General features: G+C 38.8%; 11 protein-coding genes. 10 read left to right on the top strand and 1 reads right to left on the bottom strand.

The genetic code is table 11. The annotated features are described in order from the left end of the window. Window positions 1-2: 2 nt before the first annotated feature. From EZ444_RS01355 to EZ444_RS01320, 8 genes are all read left to right on the top strand, one after another. Entirely contained in the window at window positions 3-1,220 is a 1,218-nt protein-coding gene (locus tag EZ444_RS01355) for an aspartyl protease family protein (protein ID WP_131606470.1), read from the top strand. Between the two features lie 80 nt (window positions 1,221-1,300). After that, window positions 1,301-2,206, top strand: coding sequence for an NAD(P)/FAD-dependent oxidoreductase (locus tag EZ444_RS01350; RefSeq protein ID WP_131606468.1), 906 nt, complete (start codon window positions 1,301-1,303; stop codon window positions 2,204-2,206). Window positions 2,207-2,833: 627 nt separating this feature from the next. Then, the gene (locus EZ444_RS01345) at window positions 2,834-3,433 is read left to right on the top strand and encodes an RNA polymerase sigma factor (protein WP_131606466.1); all 600 of its coding nucleotides are present in this window, start codon (window positions 2,834-2,836) and stop codon (window positions 3,431-3,433) included. A gap of 65 nt (window positions 3,434-3,498) precedes the next feature. Then, window positions 3,499-4,677 carry a FecR family protein gene (locus tag EZ444_RS01340; protein WP_131606464.1) on the top strand — a complete coding sequence of 393 codons (1,179 nt, stop codon included), beginning with the start codon at window positions 3,499-3,501 and terminating at the stop codon, window positions 4,675-4,677. Between the two features lie 183 nt (window positions 4,678-4,860). Next, the gene (locus EZ444_RS01335) at window positions 4,861-8,457 is read left to right on the top strand and encodes a SusC/RagA family TonB-linked outer membrane protein (protein ID WP_131606462.1); all 3,597 of its coding nucleotides are present in this window, start codon (window positions 4,861-4,863) and stop codon (window positions 8,455-8,457) included. A 17-nt stretch (window positions 8,458-8,474) separates the two neighbouring features. Continuing rightward, a complete protein-coding gene (locus EZ444_RS01330; RefSeq protein WP_131606460.1) occupies window positions 8,475-9,887 on the top strand; it encodes a RagB/SusD family nutrient uptake outer membrane protein in 1,413 nt (470 codons plus the stop codon). Window positions 9,888-9,913: 26 nt separating this feature from the next. Then, window positions 9,914-11,095: a thioredoxin family protein gene (locus tag EZ444_RS01325; protein ID WP_131606458.1), complete on the top strand. Its 1,182-nt coding sequence runs from the start codon at window positions 9,914-9,916 to the stop codon at window positions 11,093-11,095. A 25-nt stretch (window positions 11,096-11,120) separates the two neighbouring features. Continuing rightward, window positions 11,121-12,314, top strand: a complete 1,194-nt coding sequence (locus tag EZ444_RS01320) for a thioredoxin domain-containing protein (RefSeq protein WP_131606456.1) — start codon at window positions 11,121-11,123, stop codon at window positions 12,312-12,314. Between the two features lie 131 nt (window positions 12,315-12,445). Here the strand turns inward: EZ444_RS01320 and EZ444_RS01315 are convergent, their stop codons facing one another. Then, window positions 12,446-13,225, bottom strand: coding sequence for an IclR family transcriptional regulator (locus EZ444_RS01315; RefSeq protein WP_131606454.1), 780 nt, complete (start codon window positions 13,223-13,225; stop codon window positions 12,446-12,448). Window positions 13,226-13,442: 217 nt separating this feature from the next. Here EZ444_RS01315 and EZ444_RS01310 point away from each other — a divergent pair, with 217 nt between their 5' ends. Then, window positions 13,443-16,211 (top strand): family 78 glycoside hydrolase catalytic domain, encoded by a 2,769-nt coding sequence (locus EZ444_RS01310; RefSeq protein ID WP_131606452.1) that lies wholly within the window; start codon window positions 13,443-13,445, stop codon window positions 16,209-16,211. Between the two features lie 9 nt (window positions 16,212-16,220). After that, window positions 16,221-17,336 carry a glycoside hydrolase family protein gene (locus EZ444_RS01305; RefSeq protein WP_131606450.1) on the top strand — a complete coding sequence of 372 codons (1,116 nt, stop codon included), beginning with the start codon at window positions 16,221-16,223 and terminating at the stop codon, window positions 17,334-17,336. Window positions 17,337-17,346 lie beyond the last annotated feature (10 nt).

Here is a 17,346-nt window from a genome sequence, read left to right as displayed (position 1 = left end):
TTATGAAAAACAAAATTTACCTGGCAGCATTTTTTATGCTGTTGGGTTTTTCATGCGCTTATGCGCAGGGTGCGACAGTTAAGCCAGATACTATCCCTTTTCAATATCAGAACAATATGATCATTGTTAAAGCAGAAGTTAATGGTAAGCCCCGTAATTTCTTCTTTGATACAGGAGCTCCCACCTTGATTTCTAAAGAATTACAGCAGGAACTGAATGTTGAGCTTGGGGCAGGCAGGATAGTTACAGATGCCAGTAGTAAAAACATTGAAATGAGTGGTGTGGTGCTTCCGTCTTTAAAAATAGGCGGTTTAAAACTGAATGATGTATCTGTTACTGTCTTTGATATGCGGAGCAGCATTCCGCAATTGGCTTGCATGGACATAGAAGGCTTTTTAGGAGTGGATGTGTTTAAGCAAAAGGTTTTACAAATAGATCTGCAAAATAAAAGGTTGATTGTCTCGACCAGTTCAGCCGAATTAAAAGTGAATGAGCTGTTCGTAAGTAAAATGACTTTACTCAAAGTGCAGAACTCGCCATTAGTAGAAGTGAAGTTTGGGAAAGTTTTTGTTGAAAATGCATTGTTTGATACAGGTATGACGGGAGACTTATACAGTATTGCGAATCAAACCTATAAATATGTAAATCAGTCTAGCTCTTTAAATGAGTACATTGTGGCCAGGGGTTATGGCGGAGTTTCGAAAGTTGCTTCGGGTACCGAGACTGAAAGCGAAAAAATCAAACTGAAGTTTGATGAACTCAGCATTGGAAAGGCAATAATTAAAAATCCTGTCACCAATACAGGAAATCATCCTTATTCTTTGCTTGGAGTAAAACTGTTAAAATATGGTAAAGTGACTTTAGATTTTACCCATGAAAGATTTTACTTTGAGCCACTTGCCCAAAATAATGTCGCCTTAACCGAAAAAATAGCGGGTTTTGAGCTTAAAATAGAAGATAGTAAGTTTTTAGTCGGCATTGTCTGGAAAAACTCTCCTGCGGAAAAAGCGGGGCTCAAAACAGGCTATAAAATTATTGAATATGGCAGCAAAAACGTCGAAAATTTAAGTCAGGAAGATATGTGTAAGGTTTTGCTGGGCGATGCTAAGGATGAGCCTGTCAAGGAGAAGAAGGCATTAAAGCTAAAATTTATAGATGATAAGGGCGAGGTAAGGTCTCTTGCTTTACCAATGGTTGATATTACCAGTTTAAAGTTGTAATGTCTTATTTGCATCAAAGTTGCAATTAGTATTTGTATTGTCTTTGTAAATACGCAACTTCGTTGCAAAACAATATTGCAATGGAAAAGAATCAAAATTATGATGTAGTTATCATCGGCGGAAGTTATGCCGGGCTGTCGGCGGCTTTAGCGCTCGGGAGAGCAATAAGAAATGTACTGGTTATTGATAATGGAAATCCTTGTAACCGTCAGACACCGCATTCCCATAACTTTCTTACCCAGGATGGTAAGACTCCGGCAAATATAACCGCATTAGGGAAGGCCGAAGTTATGCGGTACCCGACAATAGAATTTTTAACGGATCTGGTGACTGCCGTAAAAGGCGAGAACAATAACTTTGATGTTATTACGAACTCCGGTAAAGCTATAAAAGCACGCAAGTTGCTATTCAGCACAGGTGTAAAAGATCTGATGCCAGATATTCCTGGTTTTGCGGATTGCTGGGGGATATCTGTGATTCACTGTCCTTATTGCCATGGTTATGAGTTTAAAGATCAGGCTACAGGTATTCTAGCCAATGGAGATACGGCCTATGAAATGGCATTAATGATTAATAATTGGACAAAGAAATTAACTGTTTTTACCAATGGGAAAGCAGAATTAACTGAAGCGCAGCAGCAACAGTTAACCAGTTTGAAAATAGATGTGATTGAAAAAAACTTGGAGGAGATTGAGCATCAAGCTGGTTCAATGAATCGAATCATGTTCACTGATGGCAGCAACCAGATCCTAAACGCACTATATGCTAGGCCACCATTTGAACAACATTGTCTCGTCCCAAAAGAAATTGGCTGCGAAATCAATAAAATGGGTTACATACAAATAGACGATCTTCAGAAAACAACTATTGCAGGTGTATTTGCTGCAGGTGATAACACCAGCAAGTTTCGTGCGGTTTCGGCTGCGGTAGCAGCGGGTGGTAAAGCCGGAGCTGTTATTAATCATGAGCTTGTAGCGGGTCTATGAAAAATGTTGTGGAGAGATATGCTAAATGCTCATCAAAGGCTGTTAACTATTAATTAAAGTCAACAACGGTGTCTGAGCCTATGTCAAGCGATTACCTCATAGGTACATGGTTGGTACATCAGCCCTACCTTGTAGGTGTAGACACCTAGCAGGTACCTAGCATGTACCTAGAAGGTACCTAGAAAGTACCTAGAAAGTACCTGTTTGTTATAGACCCCGAACGAAGCACAGGCAGAGCTTTACCGAAGCCGAATTTTAGTGATTGTGATTAGTTATTTTGTTGATTATTAGCTGTTTGAATTTTGTTTTTTGATGTGTGTCACAAAAAATAATGGAGTATATCGTAAAATGGTGTTTTACGTCGTAGTATGATGTTTTTGTTGTGTTTTTTTTACAATTTTATCTGATTTTTATCAAAAAACACATACAATATCTTAATAAAAATTCTTTTATACGATGAGTGAAATGACTGTTGTGATATTTAATTACAGAAAATGGTGTAAGTGTTCTACTTTAAAAGTATTTCGCTTTGTACTTTGGCTAGTTTACTCAATCTGGCAATCCCTTGTTTTATTGATACTGTGATATTTTTTCGGATATTGCTGCGGGAAATATAGTTAGCAAAGAATGCTTTTGACGGAAACCTTTGATGAACAATACTGGATAATCGCTTTTCGAAAGGGTAATGATCATGCGCTATCGCATTTCTTTGAATTGCATTATAGATCACTTTGTTATTTTGCCGGAAGGTTATTGCAGGATGATATGGAGGCCGAAGAGGTAGTTTCTGATTGTTTTTACAAGTTATGGGAGCGCCATCAAGATTTTGAAACTGCCCAAAATATCAAAGCATTTTTGTACATCAGCTGCCGCAATGCTTGTTTGAACCATCTTAAAAAGACGAAACGTAAAACGGCTATACAGCAGGAGTATATTAAGCACCTAGAAGAAGGTGAAGAAACCATCTTCTATGAGGTGATTGAAACGGAAATCTTGACCATACTGAGTCAGGAGATTGAAGGATTACCAGATAAATGTCGTGAGGTTTTTAAATTGATCTATCTGGAGAACCGTAAAACAGATGAAATAGCTGCAATGCTAGGCCTCTCGGTACAAACCGTAAGAAATCATAAAACAAGAGCTATAGAACTCCTTAAAACATCATTTTTGAAGAAAGGCGTGTCCGCCGCAATGACATTAGCATTCCTGTTATTTATAGATCGATAAAAAAAACAAAATTCTTTTGGTTGTTTTTTTAATATTGTTGTTTCTATAACAAAATAGGAATATAGATGATCCCTCAGCAAAAATTTGAAGTAGCATATGAAATCTCCATCCTTGTTGCGGGATATCTTAGAGGAGATTTAACCAAGGAGCAAGAAACTAAACTAAAGGAATGGCAACAGGCTTCAAATGACCATTTAAACTGGTTTAATGATTTTTGCCAGCAGGAAAAGATAGATCAGCAGTTAAAAATGTACCATGCCACAAATAAAGCCTCGGTATGGAATAAAACTCAGGATAAAATATTGGCTGCTGCCAAGGTTCGGACTAAGGGAAGAATGGGTTTATGGCAGAGAATAGCCGTAGCAGCTTCAATATTGCTTTGCTTAAGTATTGGTCTTCATTTTTATCTAACTAAGTATACCAGTTTCTTTTTGGAACAACAGGCATCCCGAAGTGGGATTACTGCAGGTGGAAATAAAGCATTTTTGACCTTAAGCGACGGAAAAAAGATCGTGCTGAGTGAGACTAAAAATGGAGTAACTATAGATGCAACCAAATTAGCCTACAGTGATGGTACTGAAATCCAGGCCATTTCTGCATCAGGAGATACTTCGCACTACGCTAAAGTAAGTACCCCACGAGGAGGAACTTATGAGGTTGTATTGCCTGATGGGACTAGAGTTTGGCTAAATGCCGCTTCGGGACTGAGCTTCCCTACTAAATTTATCGGGACATCGCGCAAGGTGGAATTGAGTGGCGAGGCTTACTTTGAGGTAGCAAAGGATAAAATGCACCCATTTATTGTGGAGAGTAAGGGACAGCAGGTAGAAGTATTAGGTACACACTTTAACATAAATGCCTATCAGGAAGAAGTAAATGTGAAAACTACTTTGCTGGAGGGTGCTGTAAAAATAACAACAAGTGGTGGAGCAAAATTACTGAAACCTGGGCAGCAGTCTGATTTGATCAACGGAGAAATAAGCATAAGGGAAGTAAATGTTGAAAATACTGTCGCTTGGAAAAATGGAGAATTTTCATTTAAGAACGAAGAGTTGGGAAGCATTATGAGAAAAATTGCAAGATGGTATAATGTTGAGGTTGTCTTTAATAATAAAGAACTCAGCAAAAAGACACTTAGTGGCAATATTTCCCGATTTGAACAAGTTTCTAAAGTACTTCGGATTTTAGAAATGACAGGAGATATAAAATTTAAAATTCAAGGAAAAACTGTAACTGTATACTAGCGCAATATAACCTAAACCAATAAAAACAAAACATGAAGAACCTTCAGATAGACCATTAGCAAAATCTAGAAAAGTTTTACAGAGAAAAAAGGACCCCGATCTTGCCATCGAAGCCCTTAATTACCTGGTAAAACCTAAAATCGTTGTAGAACACAAAATTTATCAACTTAACCAGACAAACAAATGTATAAAATTTATACTAAGATATTGTGTTGGCCGGAACGCCATATGCCTAAAATTCTGCAAATTATTGATTCGGTTTTTGACCAAATCGATGAGGACAGTAAAAATAAATGGATCATGCGAATTAACCTTATTACTGTTTTAATGATTGCAACTTTTTTACAAGTTAGTGCTGCGGGTTTTGCACAGCAGCTTACTTTAGCTAAAAAGAATGTTTCATTAGAGCAGGTATTCCAGGAAATTAAAAAACAAACGGGGTACAATGTCATTTACTTTGATAGCCAGTTGAATGATCAAAAAAAACTGGATGTTAACTTCAAGAGAACGGCGCTTAAAGATGTGCTGGAATATTGTCTTAAAAATCAATCCCTGGTTTTTGCAATTGATGAAAAAACGATAGTGATCAAAAAAGAAGACAAATCACTTTTTGATAGAGTGATTGATAAATTCAAATCTTTTGATGCGTACGGAACTGTCTTTGATGATGAAGGGAATGTCCTGCCTGGCGCAACGGTGCGCATAAAAGGTTCTTCCAAATCTATAGTTACACCTTCGGATGGTGTATTTGCCTTTTCGGAGGTAGATGAAAGCACTGTTTTAGTTTTTTCTTACGTTGGGTATAGGACTCAGGAAATTGCGGTAAAGGGGAAAAGGATGCCTTTAAAAGTAGTGCTTGTTTCGACAAAGAGTGATCTGGAAGAGGTGAATGTGACCTTTAGTACAGGTTATCAAAGTATTCCAAAAGATAGGGCAACAGGGGCTTATACTGTTATTTCTGGAGAGGAGATCGGGAAAAAGGTTGCACCAAATATGTTGGAGCGTCTGGAAGGAGCTGGTTCCGGTTTATTGGTTAATGTGGGCACGCCAGATCGTAGCCTTACTCAAGGCCGTGATAATTTTACGATACGGGGTACATCTACCATCAATTCTGAAAAGAAACCACTAATTGTTTTGGATGGTTTTCCTACAGAATTGGATCTGGTAAATATAAATCCTGATAATGTCGAAAACATCACGATCTTAAAGGATGCAGCTGCGGCGAGTATTTGGGGGGTAAGAGCCGCAAATGGTGTTATTGTTATTGAATCGAAAAAGGGGACTTATTCCAATAAACCACAGGTGAGTTTTTCTAGTGTTTTTTCGCTAACAGGCAGACCTCGATTAGATTACAGGAAAGTACTCAATTCTGCTCAATATTTAGATCTTGAAAAGGAGTTGGTAGACAAAGGGATTCTTCCTGGTCAAAAATTAGCGTTCTCTATTTATCCACTACCAGTAACCACCGGGGCAAACCTATACATGCAATTTAAGCGAGGAACTATTCCTCAGCAACAGTATAATGATGAGGTGGGGCGGCTTAGCAAAATTGATGTGAACGATCAGTATCAGCAATATCTTTTGCAGTCTCCATTTTCTCAGCAATATAATGTAAGCGTTAGTGGCGGATCGTCCATCACACGTAATTATCTCTCTGCTTCCTATACCGATGAACAGACCAATAATAAAGGTGATTATGGCAGCAGGATGGTTGTTAACTTTAGTAATGAGACCAAAATAACGCCAAAGCTTACTTTTTCTGCCGAAACCTTTGTTACACTAATGAAACAGGAAAATAACGGTATTGGATTGAGTGCCAATCAACCAGGAACAAATGCATTGTTGCCTTATGATCAGATTGTTGATGCAAATGGGAATGCAACCAATTTCTCTTATAAAGCAAAGGCACAAACACTGGATTCCTTGGAGAAACGTGATTATTTACCCTGGAAATATAATTATATAGATGAGCTAGCTAATGCTGATAATACCTTTAGATCTTTAGCTTATAGACTAACTGCGGGGTTAAATTATAAAATTATGCCTTGGATGAGTGCGGATTTGAAGTATATGACCGAGCGGGAATTTGATAAGACAAGGAATTATTACAGTCCCGACACTTATATGGCAAGAAATACCATTAACACCTATACGGTTGCAACTACGCATGTAAGAGGAGTTCCGATTGGTGGGATTCTTGACCTTAATGATGTAGAACAAAATAATTACAACATCAGGGGGCAATTGAATTTTAATCCTGATCTGGGAGCGGCAGGCCGTCTTGATGCCATCATAGGAGCCGAGTTTAGAGAAACCTTGCGCTCCGGCTATGGAAATCGTGCTTATGGTTATGATAACCGCTTGCTTAGCTCAATTCCTGTGAATTATACACAGGTTTATAAAACTGTTGATGGTGATGCGAAAGTTCCATACGGCCTTAACGTTATTAATCGAAAAGATAGATATGCTTCGATCTTTGGGAACTTTACCTATACCTATAAATCTAAATATTCGTTGTCTGGAAGTTTCCGTAAAGACGATTCTAATTTATTTGGTGCTTCAAAGGAGTTTCGTACAGTTCCTTTATGGTCGATTGGTGGAATGTGGCGGGCAAAAGATGAGGGTTTTATGGCTCCGGTAGAATGGCTTTCTAAATTGAATTTAAGGGCCACTGCGGGATACAATGGGAATCTAAATAAGGACACTTCCCCTTACCTGGTGATGCAGCAATCGGGCAATAACCTGATTAACAATGATCCTTATGGAAGTATTTATAACCCTGCAAACCCTCAACTACGATGGGAAAGGGTTCAAACCTATAATATTGGAACAGACTTTTCCTTATTTAATTCCAGAATTAGCGGAAGTGTGGATGCTTACTGGCGCAAAAGTCTGGATTTGCTTGGAAATGTAGACATCAATCCTACGTATGGTTTTACCTCACTATTGGCTAATAGGCTGGAAATGAAAAGCCGTGGAGTAGATGTTGAGCTGAGTGCCAGGGCAATCAATAATACAGGATTCAGTTGGACTCCATCTGTAAATGTTTCATTCAATACGAATAAGGTAACGAAGGCTTATTTTCAACAAGAAACCACTAGTTACTACACCAACACGAATAGCCCTAAACAGGGCCAAGAGCTAGGGAGTTTGTATACCTATAAGTATGCTGGACTTAATGAAAAGGGGAATGCAATGATTTACAATGGTAAGGGTGAAAAGGTTCTTGCCGATCTGGTGACTTTTGATGAGAAGGATCTAGGTGCTTTGCAATTTCAAGGAAATGTTACACCTCATTATTTTGGTGGAATATCAAACACATTTACTTATAAAGATTTTGAACTGTTTACGTTATTTACTTTTAAAGCAGGGCACAAATTTATGCGCCCAACTGCAAATGAGGTTTTTAAACTACCTTATACTAGGCTTGCGCAGGCTGATCTGGCAAATAGATGGAGGGTGCCTGGAGATGAGTCGAAGACGAATATCCCCGCTATAGATCCTCAACATACTGGAACTTTCCGCTACATTGATAGCGACTATTTCGTGGAAGATGCCAGCTATATCAGGTGGCGTGATGTTACTTTAACCTACCATATTCCAGTAAAGAAAATGAAGTGGAATGCCTTTCAAATGTTAAGCATTAGTGCAACTGGTAGAAATCTGGCACTTTGGACAGCTAACAAAGAACGAATAGACCCTGATTATCTTGATAATTTGAGTTTGACAACTTTACCACCGTCTAAATCCATTGTCTTTAGTGTAAAAGCGACTTTTTAAACTTTAATCCTGAAACTATGTACACTCAAAAATATTACTATATATTATTAATTGTCTTCTCAATTTCTGCCAGTTCGTGTAGGAAGTATGTGGAGCTTGAACCTCAAGGCAAAATTATACCCAGTACGGTAAATGATTATCAGTTGTTGTTAAACAACAGTGGGGTATTCAATTTGTCTTATGGAAGTGTGGATTATCCAACAGATGATATCGCTTTATTAAATGATGATTTCATCAATAGTTTTGATGTGCGATCTTTACAGATTTATAAATGGGCTGACTTGTTTTATCAGGCCAATGAAGATGATCCGGAATGGAACTTGTTTTACAAGCAAGTATACAATGCCAATGTGGCCATTCAGGGATTGCCGGAAGCAAAATCTGGCGATGCAAATTTAAAAACACAGCTAATTGCAGAAGCTAAAGTGCATCGCGCATATGCTTATTTGTGTCTGGTTAATCTATATGCAAAGGAATATCATGCAAGTAGTGCAGCAACCGATCTGGGCGTGCCTTTACTTACTGAGCCTGGTTATACACAGAGTCTGAAACGCGCTACTGTCAAAGCTGTTTATGATTTGATCTTAAGTGACCTAAATGCTGGAGTGGAAACACTTCCATCATTGTCTACAAGTAAAACTGCACCATCAAAATCTGCAGCATATGCATTATTGGCTCGTACTTATCTGTATATGGGTGAGTATCAGAAAGCTTTAGATAATGCCAATTTATCACTCGGTATACAGTCGGCTCTTTTTAATCTTAATCCTTATGTGAATATGGGAGCTGGGTCTGGTTATCCAGACGGTTTCTTTCTTCCAACTAGTCAGGATAATCCGGAAGTGATATGGATGAAAGCAAGTAGTGATGGTGGGGGTAATTTTCCGCTGAGTGATGAATTGATAACCTTGCTGGGCACAAAAGACCTGAGGACTCATTTCTTTACCTATTATGTTGGCCCAGATGGAGATCCTATTGGGATTTTTAACTATCCGGGTACCTATCACACCTACTTCGCTCCATTTGAAACGGTTCCTGGGAGTACTCAAATTGGCCCAACTGTGCCTGAAATGATGCTGATTAAGGCCGAATGTCTAGCAAGGACGCAGAAAGGGCAGGCAGGGTTAACTGTGGTGAATGAACTACGCAAATTCAGATTTAAGCCAGCCGAGTATACCAGTTTAACTGCAGCTAATGATGATGCAGCTTTGCTATTAATTTTACAGGAAAGAAGAAGAGAGCTTTTTTGCAAAGGGTTTCGTCTTTTCGATCTGAAAAGATTTAATACTGATCCAAAGTTGGCAAAGACAATCACACATCCGCTTAAAACACAACAGCTGACATTGGTACCAGGGAGTAACCGTTATGTATACCCGATTCCAACTAAAGTGATCAATGCTAATCAGGAAATAGATCAGAATCCAAGGTAATCCGGGCATTAAATAATTAGAGAAACATGAAAAAGTATATCACAATGTTGTTCCTGTTGACAGGAACAACACTTTCAGTTTGTGCACAAGGAATTGAGTTTAACCATGGGAATTGGACTGAAATTAAAGCACAAGCTAAAAAAGAAAATAAAATGGTTTTTTTAGACTTCTATACCGTTTGGTGTGCCCCCTGCAAAAAGATGGCTATGGAGGTTTTTCCATTACCCGAAGCGGGGGAGTTCTTTAACAAGCATTTTATCAATGTAAAGGTTGATGCAGAGAAAGGCGAGGGCGTAGATCTTGCGAAAACATATCGTCCGTCTGGTTATCCAACGTTGGTTTTTACGGATGCGGAAGGAAAGCAGCTTTATCGTACTGGCGGGGCCGAAAATGTATCGGAACTGATTAAGTATGCGAAAATTGCACTTAATCCACAGGGAAATTATGAGCGTTTAAAGGAACAGTATGTTAAAAATGAATTGAGTAAGGAGGAGCTGTACAATTACATGATCATCGTTAAAGCAAAAGGAAAGGACGCTGAAGTAAACGGAGTTTTTGATAGATATTTCGGATTGTTTAACCAGACCAGCAAGCAGGCTTTTGAAATGATAGAAGAATATGTGAGCTCGAGCGATTCCAAATCCTTTAAATACCTACAAGCACATCGGAATGATTTTTATCGTGCAGCAGGAAAAAAACAGGTCGATGATTTTATGAAAAAAGTACTGATCAGGGAATTGGGTGCACAGTTTTTTTATTACAACAAAAATGAGCCTTTAGCTCGCTATCTCGCAGCCAAGGAAGTACTAAAATTGAAGGTCAGTCTGACTGAAAAGGAGGAGCTACAGCTCGATAAATCCTATTATCAGCAGGTAAAGGATGAAGATAACTTTATTAAGACAGCTGCTGTTTTGGTGAAAAAGTATATCTATAAAAATGATGAAGAGATCAGCATGATCCTCGGTGGAGCCTATATGGTGAAAAAAGAAGAGAATTTGCTATTGCTTAAAAAATGGGCAGAAATGGCTGTGGCTATTAAAGATAATTCCTTAAACTATTTGTCGCTGGCCATGATTTGCGACAGCTTAAATGATAAAACCAATGCATTGAAATACATTGATCTCTGTATCGCTGTTTCTAAGCGGGATGACGATGGGAAAGCTGAGATGATCGGACAGTTTAAACAGCGGATCATACAACACAATTAATTCAAAAATATTCAAACCATAAATTATGAAAAAGCACTTATTTATTGCTCTAACTATAGTATTGACCGGAGTTGCGTCAATATCAGCCTTTGCACAAGGAATGACTTTTAACCATGGTACTTGGGCTGAGGTCAAAGCACTGGCAAAAGCACAAAACAAGCTGATATTTGTTGATTTTTATACGGTATGGTGTGCACCCTGTAAACAAATGACGATGAATGTATTTCCTCAAAAGGAAGCTGGAGATTTTTACAACAAGAACTTTATAGCTTATAAAGTTGATGCAGAGAAAGGTGAGGGGCCTGCGTTGGCCAAAGAATACAAAGTCTCCGGTTATCCGACTTTGGCATACATCAATTACAATGGAGAAGTAATTCACAGATTAACAAGTTCTACTGATGTTAAGGAACTGATTGAGCACGGTAAACTGGCGCTGACACCTCGCAATGATTATGAGCAGTTGAAAGGAAAGTTTGCTAAAAATGAGCTTAACAAAGAAGAATTGTATCATTACTTTGTTATTGTTAAAACTAAGGGCGATGACAAAGAAACCAATATGGTTTTCGATCGTTACTTTGATGCAGTTGCAAATGTTAGTGCCGAAACATTCAGTTTAATAACGGACAATGTAAGTTCAACAGATAGTAAACATTTTAAATATCTAGAAGCCCATACCAAAGAATTTGCCGCCCAGGTTGGAAAAGAAAAAGTGGAGAACTTTATCAGGAAGGAGTATCTACAGGAATTTCAAGCAAAGGTTTGGTATAAGTCTTTTCCAACATTTGCAGCATATCAGGATGCAAAAGCGATATTACAAAAACAGATCAATTTAACGGAGAAAGAAGCATTGGCTTTTGATACCGATTATTACTTGCGTGCAGAGGATGAAGAAAACTATATGGTTAATGCAAATAAGTTGGTTGAAAAGTTTTATTATAATGACGATCTGCAGATCAGTAATGTTCTTGGTGGAGGATCCAGGTTGGTTAAAAAGGAAAAGAATCTGCTGATTACAAAGGCCTGGGCGGAACGGGCATTGGCCATAAAAGATAATTTTATCAATAATGCAACATTGGCGATGATTTATAAAATCCTAAAAAATAAACCTATGGCCATAAAATATATTGATATATCTATTGAACAGTGCAAGAAAGAAAAAAATGGTTATGAGGATAGAGCGGGTATGCTTAAAAAAGAAATAGAAGACGCTACCTATTAATCGCCCCCCTGTTCCATACTACGGCAGTAAGTAGTAAAATTGGTTACTCCGAAAAGACCTTCTGAGCTTTGCTCCCTTTTTCAGGGAGCCTAAGATCAGGGAGTCTTAGGGGAGTATACCTATTTTACCTTTTACAGTGTTAATACCCCAATCCGCTCTTCAATCTTCTTCGCGCATTTAATCGCCTCAGCCAAAATATCTTCATTGTCCATATCCTTATTCACATTTAAAGCGGTAAGACTGGAAACGGTCAAACAAGCAATAATTCCGGTGCTTCCGCGACCAATAGGAACCGATACATCTACTACCCCTGCGGCCAGATCACTGGTTCTGATGTAAGCCCCCTTGTTTTGGATCCCCTGCAAAGAGTTTAAGAACTTTTTTTTATCCTTATCAGCATAGGTCTGGTATATCTCATTACCACTTAAGATAATTTCCTGCTCAGTTTCCGGCATGTAAGCGAGTAATACTTTTCCAGAAGCAGTTAAAGGCAAAGGGAAAAGGTTTCCTTCTTCAATAGACAGTGCTATTGGCCCTGGACTTTTAGCATGAATGATGACCATCACCTGGTTCATATATAATATACTAAGGTGACAGGATTGCATCACCGCATTGGCTAGTTCTTCTAGTGGATATTGTGCAGCCTTACGCAATTCATCAACAGGTGAGTGGCGATGCGAAAGGTAAAATAGCTTTAAAGAAAGTCTGTATTTTCCAGAAACCTCGTCCCTCAAAATATAACCTCTACTTTCCAAACTCATCAACATTCTGTAAATTTCATTTGGGCTTTTGTCTATACCAGTAGCAATCTCGGTCTGAGAAAGCGGTATAGATTGTGCAGAGAGATATTCAAGAATATCTAAACCTTTATCTAATGCTGGTGCCTGATATTTAATTTCCTTTTCCTTCATAGAAACAAGCGTGTAACTTTTTAATTGACAAACATACTAAATGCTTTTTAATCATTCTTCTATAGTGGGATGAGTAAAAAGATACCTAAATATATACTTTCATATTTGAAATAAATATTTATATTTGAATTAACAACCATTTGTAAACCCAATACCTTGTTAATCTTTAAACTAAAGAACTAATTTAGTTATAGCAGGTGTTAATCTTATCAACTGAATGAGCAAGCTACTATATTTCCTTGGTTTATTTCTTTTCACATTGCCTGTATTTTCGCAAGGTTTAACTGCGAATGATTTGCGGTGTGAGTATAGAGTGAATCCAATGGGGGTTGAAGCAGCTTCGCCTTCATTGAGCTGGAAAATAGGAGCTTCTGAAAGGAATGTTCAACAGTCAGCCTATCATATAATTGTAGCCGATGATGCTACTTTGTTAACTAAAAATATCGGAAACATATGGGACTCTAAAAAAGTCGGTTCAGGCAAATCTTTGCAAGTAAGTTATAAGGGGAAGCCTTTAGCTTCCGGGAAAACCTACTATTGGAAAGTAAAGGTTTGGGCCAATAAAGGCAATGCTTCAAGCTGGACTAATACAGCAAAATGGCAAATGGGACTTTTATCTGTCGCTGATTGGAAGAATGCCTCTTGGATTGCTTACGAGAAACTGGCAGATTCTAATGTAAGCGTGCTGCCGAAGGACAATAAAAAGGATACCTATTTTGGAAGTAATGTATTGCCGCTTTTAAGAAAGGATTTTGTCGTTAAAAAGCCGATAGCGAAAGCCAGCTTGTTTATCAGTGGTCTGGGGCATTTCGATCTGAGTTTGAACGGTAAAAAGCAGGGCGATCACTTTTTGGATGCCGGTTGGGTAAAATATGATAAGGAAGCTTTATATGTAACTTTTGATGTGACTAGCGACTTGCGTAAAGGAGCAAACACAATTGGTGTGATGCTGGGCAATGGTTTTTATTACGTACCACCTGTAAAAGGAAGGTTCAGGAAATCAAAACCAGCATTTGGCTATCCAAAAATGATATGCAGGTTGTTGCTTGAATATAAAGATGGTACTACAGAAAACATCATCAGCGATAAAAGCTGGAAAACAGCTTCGGGACCAATTACTTTTTCAAGTATATACGGCGGAGAGGATTATGATGCACGTTTAGAACAGCAAGGCTGGGATTCTTCATCTTTTAAAGATAGAGACTGGAAAAACGTGTTAATTGTAGATGGACCGCCCGCGATTAGATCGCAACAGGCAGAGCCACTTAAAATATTTGAAAACTTTACTGCACAAAAAATTACTAAAATCTCAGCAGGAGAATGGATCTACGATCTGGGACAAAATGCTTCTGGTATCATAAGTTTAAAAGTAAAGGGGAATAAGGGCGATACCATCAGAGTTTATCCTGCTGAATTACTTAAAGATGGAAGGGCTAACCAGAAGCCTACCGGAAGTCCGTTTTATTTCGAGTACGTATTAAAAGGTATTGGGGAAGAAATCTGGCAGCCACGTTTTACCTATTATGGTTTCAGGTATTTGGAAGTAAGAGGAGCTACGCCCACAGGAAATAAAAAAGAAAATAACTTGCCAGAAATATTGGAATTAAAAGGCTTGCATACCCGTAATGCAGCAGGCCGAGTGGGCGAGTTTGCCTCTTCAAATCAACTGTTCAATCAAACAGATAAACTGATCGATTGGGCTATAAAAAGCAATATGGCTAGCGTATTTACAGACTGCCCACATCGCGAGAAGCTGGGTTGGTTGGAAGAATCACATTTGATGGCTTCATCGGTTATGTATAATTATGATGTGACGACGTTGGCTACTAAAGTCGTAAATGACGTGATTACCTCACAATTGGATAATGGCCTGATTCCAGAAATTGCGCCTGAATATATCCAGTTCACCTGGGGTGGTGAGATGTTCCGAGATTCTCCGGAGTGGGGCAGTACAGGAATTATCCTTCCTTGGTATTTGTACGAATGGTATGGTAATACTGAAGTGATGAAAAATGCTTATCCAACCATGCAACGTTACTTGGCTTACTTACAAACTAAAGCAGAAAATAACATTTTAAAACAAGGCCTGGGGGATTGGTATGATATCGGTCCTAAACGTCCTGGCGTTTCACAGCAAACTCCAATGGGCGTAACCGGAACAGCTATTTACTATTATGATTTATGCTTGATGCAAAAAATGGCGACGCTAATGGGCAAACCTACAGATGCAGCAAAGTATGCTGCTTTGGCGACTGCGGTTAAACAAGCTTTCAATACTACCTTCTTTAAGAAGGAAACCAAGCAATATGCTACCGGCAGTCAAACTGCTAATGCTATGGCGATCTATATGCAATTGGTTGAGCCGCACTATAAGGATGCCGTTTTGGCTAACCTGATCAAAGATATCCGAGATAGGAACAATGCTTTAACCGCTGGTGATATTGGCTATCGCTATGTTTTGAGGGTTTTGGAACAGGAAAATCGTTCGGATGTGATCTTTGACATGAACAGCAGGAGCGATGTGCCGGGCTATGGTTATCAGTTGGCACATGGTGCAACAGCGCTAACAGAGTCTTGGGCAGCATTGCCCGAGGTTTCCAATAACCACTTTATGCTTGGACATATTATGGAGTGGTTTTATAGTGGGGTAGCGGGGATAAGGCAGGAAGCCGGATCGGTAGCCTTTAATCATATCCGTATTTATCCGGAACCTGTGGGAGATCTGACCTCAGCAAAAGGCAGTTATTTGTCGCCTTATGGACTGATTGCTACAGATTGGAAGAAATCTCCGAATGTATTTGAGCTTTCTGTTGTGGTTCCTGCAAACTCAAAAGCAACGGTATATCTTCCTGCAAAGGCAAATCAATTGATCAGCGAAAGTGGTATTGCTATAAAAAATAATACAGTGGTTAAGTTGGCTGGTTTTGAAAAGGACAGAGCTATTATTCATATCGGTTCCGGCATTTACAAATTTAAAGTACAATAGATTTTAGTCATGAAGCTTATACAGTTATCTATCCTTACTTTTTTTATTTCATCAACAGCTTTAGCGCAGTCGGGAAAACATGCGATCTCTACAGCTAAAATGCAGCAGATTTATGAGGAGGTTAAAACACCTTATAAATATGGATTGGTGATGGTGCCGGAGGATGAGCAGCATAAGATGGATTGTCCTACCGTTTTTCATGAAGGAAAGTTTTGGTACATGACCTACCTGATTTACAGCGGTCGTGGTTATGAGACCTGGTTGTCTAAAAGCAGCGATCTTTTGCATTGGGAAAATATGGGGCGTTTAATGTCTTTTGGTGATGCCGGTAAATGGGATGATAATCAGAAAGCAGGCTACAATGCTTTAACAAGTACCAAATGGGGCGGCGACTACAAGCTCGGCAAGTTTAATGGCAAATACTGGATGTCATATTTTGGAGGCAAAGAGAAAGGTTACGAAGTAGAACCATTGAGTATTGGAATGGCATATACCGATAAAAGTCCGGCTGTAGTTCAGGAATGGCAGCGCTTAGAAAACCCTGTTTTAAGTGCTACTGATGCAGAAGTAAGGTGGTGGGAAAACCGTCATAAGCTTTTTAAAAGTACGGTAATTGAAGATAAAAAGAGGTTGACCGGACATCCATTTGTGATGTATTACAACGCTGTTGGTGATTCATTGGAAAACAATAAAAAAACGAGGTGGTACGAGCGGATTGGAATGGCGGTGTCCGAAGATATGTTGCATTGGAAGAGGTTTGGTAAAGACCCTGTAGTGCATCAGCCTGTCGGGATTACCGGTGATGGCGTAATTCAGAAGATTAAAAATACTTGGGTGATGTTTTATTTCGGTGCGTTTTGGCAAGATAGAAAAGGAGCCTTTAATCGCTTTGCAGCTTCAGATGATTTGGTAAACTGGACGGATTGGACGGGAGATAATTTGATCCAATCCTCGGAACCTTATGATGCGTTGTATGCTCATAAATCATTCGTTTTAAAACATAAAGGGGTGGTTTATCATTTCTATTGTGCTGTAAATAAAAAAGATCAGCGTGGTATCGCTGTGGCAATTTCTAAAGATTTAGGAAAAAGTAAGCTTGACTTTGTTTCGGGTAATAATAAATAAAGAATATTAA

It is taken from the genome of Pedobacter hiemivivus (assembly GCF_004331685.1).
In the GTDB taxonomy this organism is placed as follows: Bacteria; Bacteroidota; Bacteroidia; order Sphingobacteriales; family Sphingobacteriaceae; genus Pedobacter; species Pedobacter hiemivivus.
Note: the sequence above shows the minus strand (reverse complement) of the source record. Positions and strands in the feature narration are given on the sequence as shown.

Coding starts and splice junctions, on each gene's coding strand:
- EZ444_RS01350 (WP_131606468.1), top strand. CDS start 1,301: ATGGAAAAGAATCAAAATTATGATGTAGTTATCATCGGCGGAAGTTAT.
- EZ444_RS01310 (WP_131606452.1), top strand. CDS start 13,443: ATGAGCAAGCTACTATATTTCCTTGGTTTATTTCTTTTCACATTGCCT.
- EZ444_RS01335 (WP_131606462.1), top strand. CDS start 4,861: ATGTATAAAATTTATACTAAGATATTGTGTTGGCCGGAACGCCATATG.
- EZ444_RS01330 (WP_131606460.1), top strand. CDS start 8,475: ATGTACACTCAAAAATATTACTATATATTATTAATTGTCTTCTCAATT.
- EZ444_RS01305 (WP_131606450.1), top strand. CDS start 16,221: ATGAAGCTTATACAGTTATCTATCCTTACTTTTTTTATTTCATCAACA.
- EZ444_RS01345 (WP_131606466.1), top strand. CDS start 2,834: ATGCTTTTGACGGAAACCTTTGATGAACAATACTGGATAATCGCTTTT.
- EZ444_RS01315 (WP_131606454.1), bottom strand. CDS start 13,225: ATGAAGGAAAAGGAAATTAAATATCAGGCACCAGCATTAGATAAAGGT.
- EZ444_RS01325 (WP_131606458.1), top strand. CDS start 9,914: ATGAAAAAGTATATCACAATGTTGTTCCTGTTGACAGGAACAACACTT.
- EZ444_RS01340 (WP_131606464.1), top strand. CDS start 3,499: ATGATCCCTCAGCAAAAATTTGAAGTAGCATATGAAATCTCCATCCTT.
- EZ444_RS01320 (WP_131606456.1), top strand. CDS start 11,121: ATGAAAAAGCACTTATTTATTGCTCTAACTATAGTATTGACCGGAGTT.
- EZ444_RS01355 (WP_131606470.1), top strand. CDS start 3: ATGAAAAACAAAATTTACCTGGCAGCATTTTTTATGCTGTTGGGTTTT.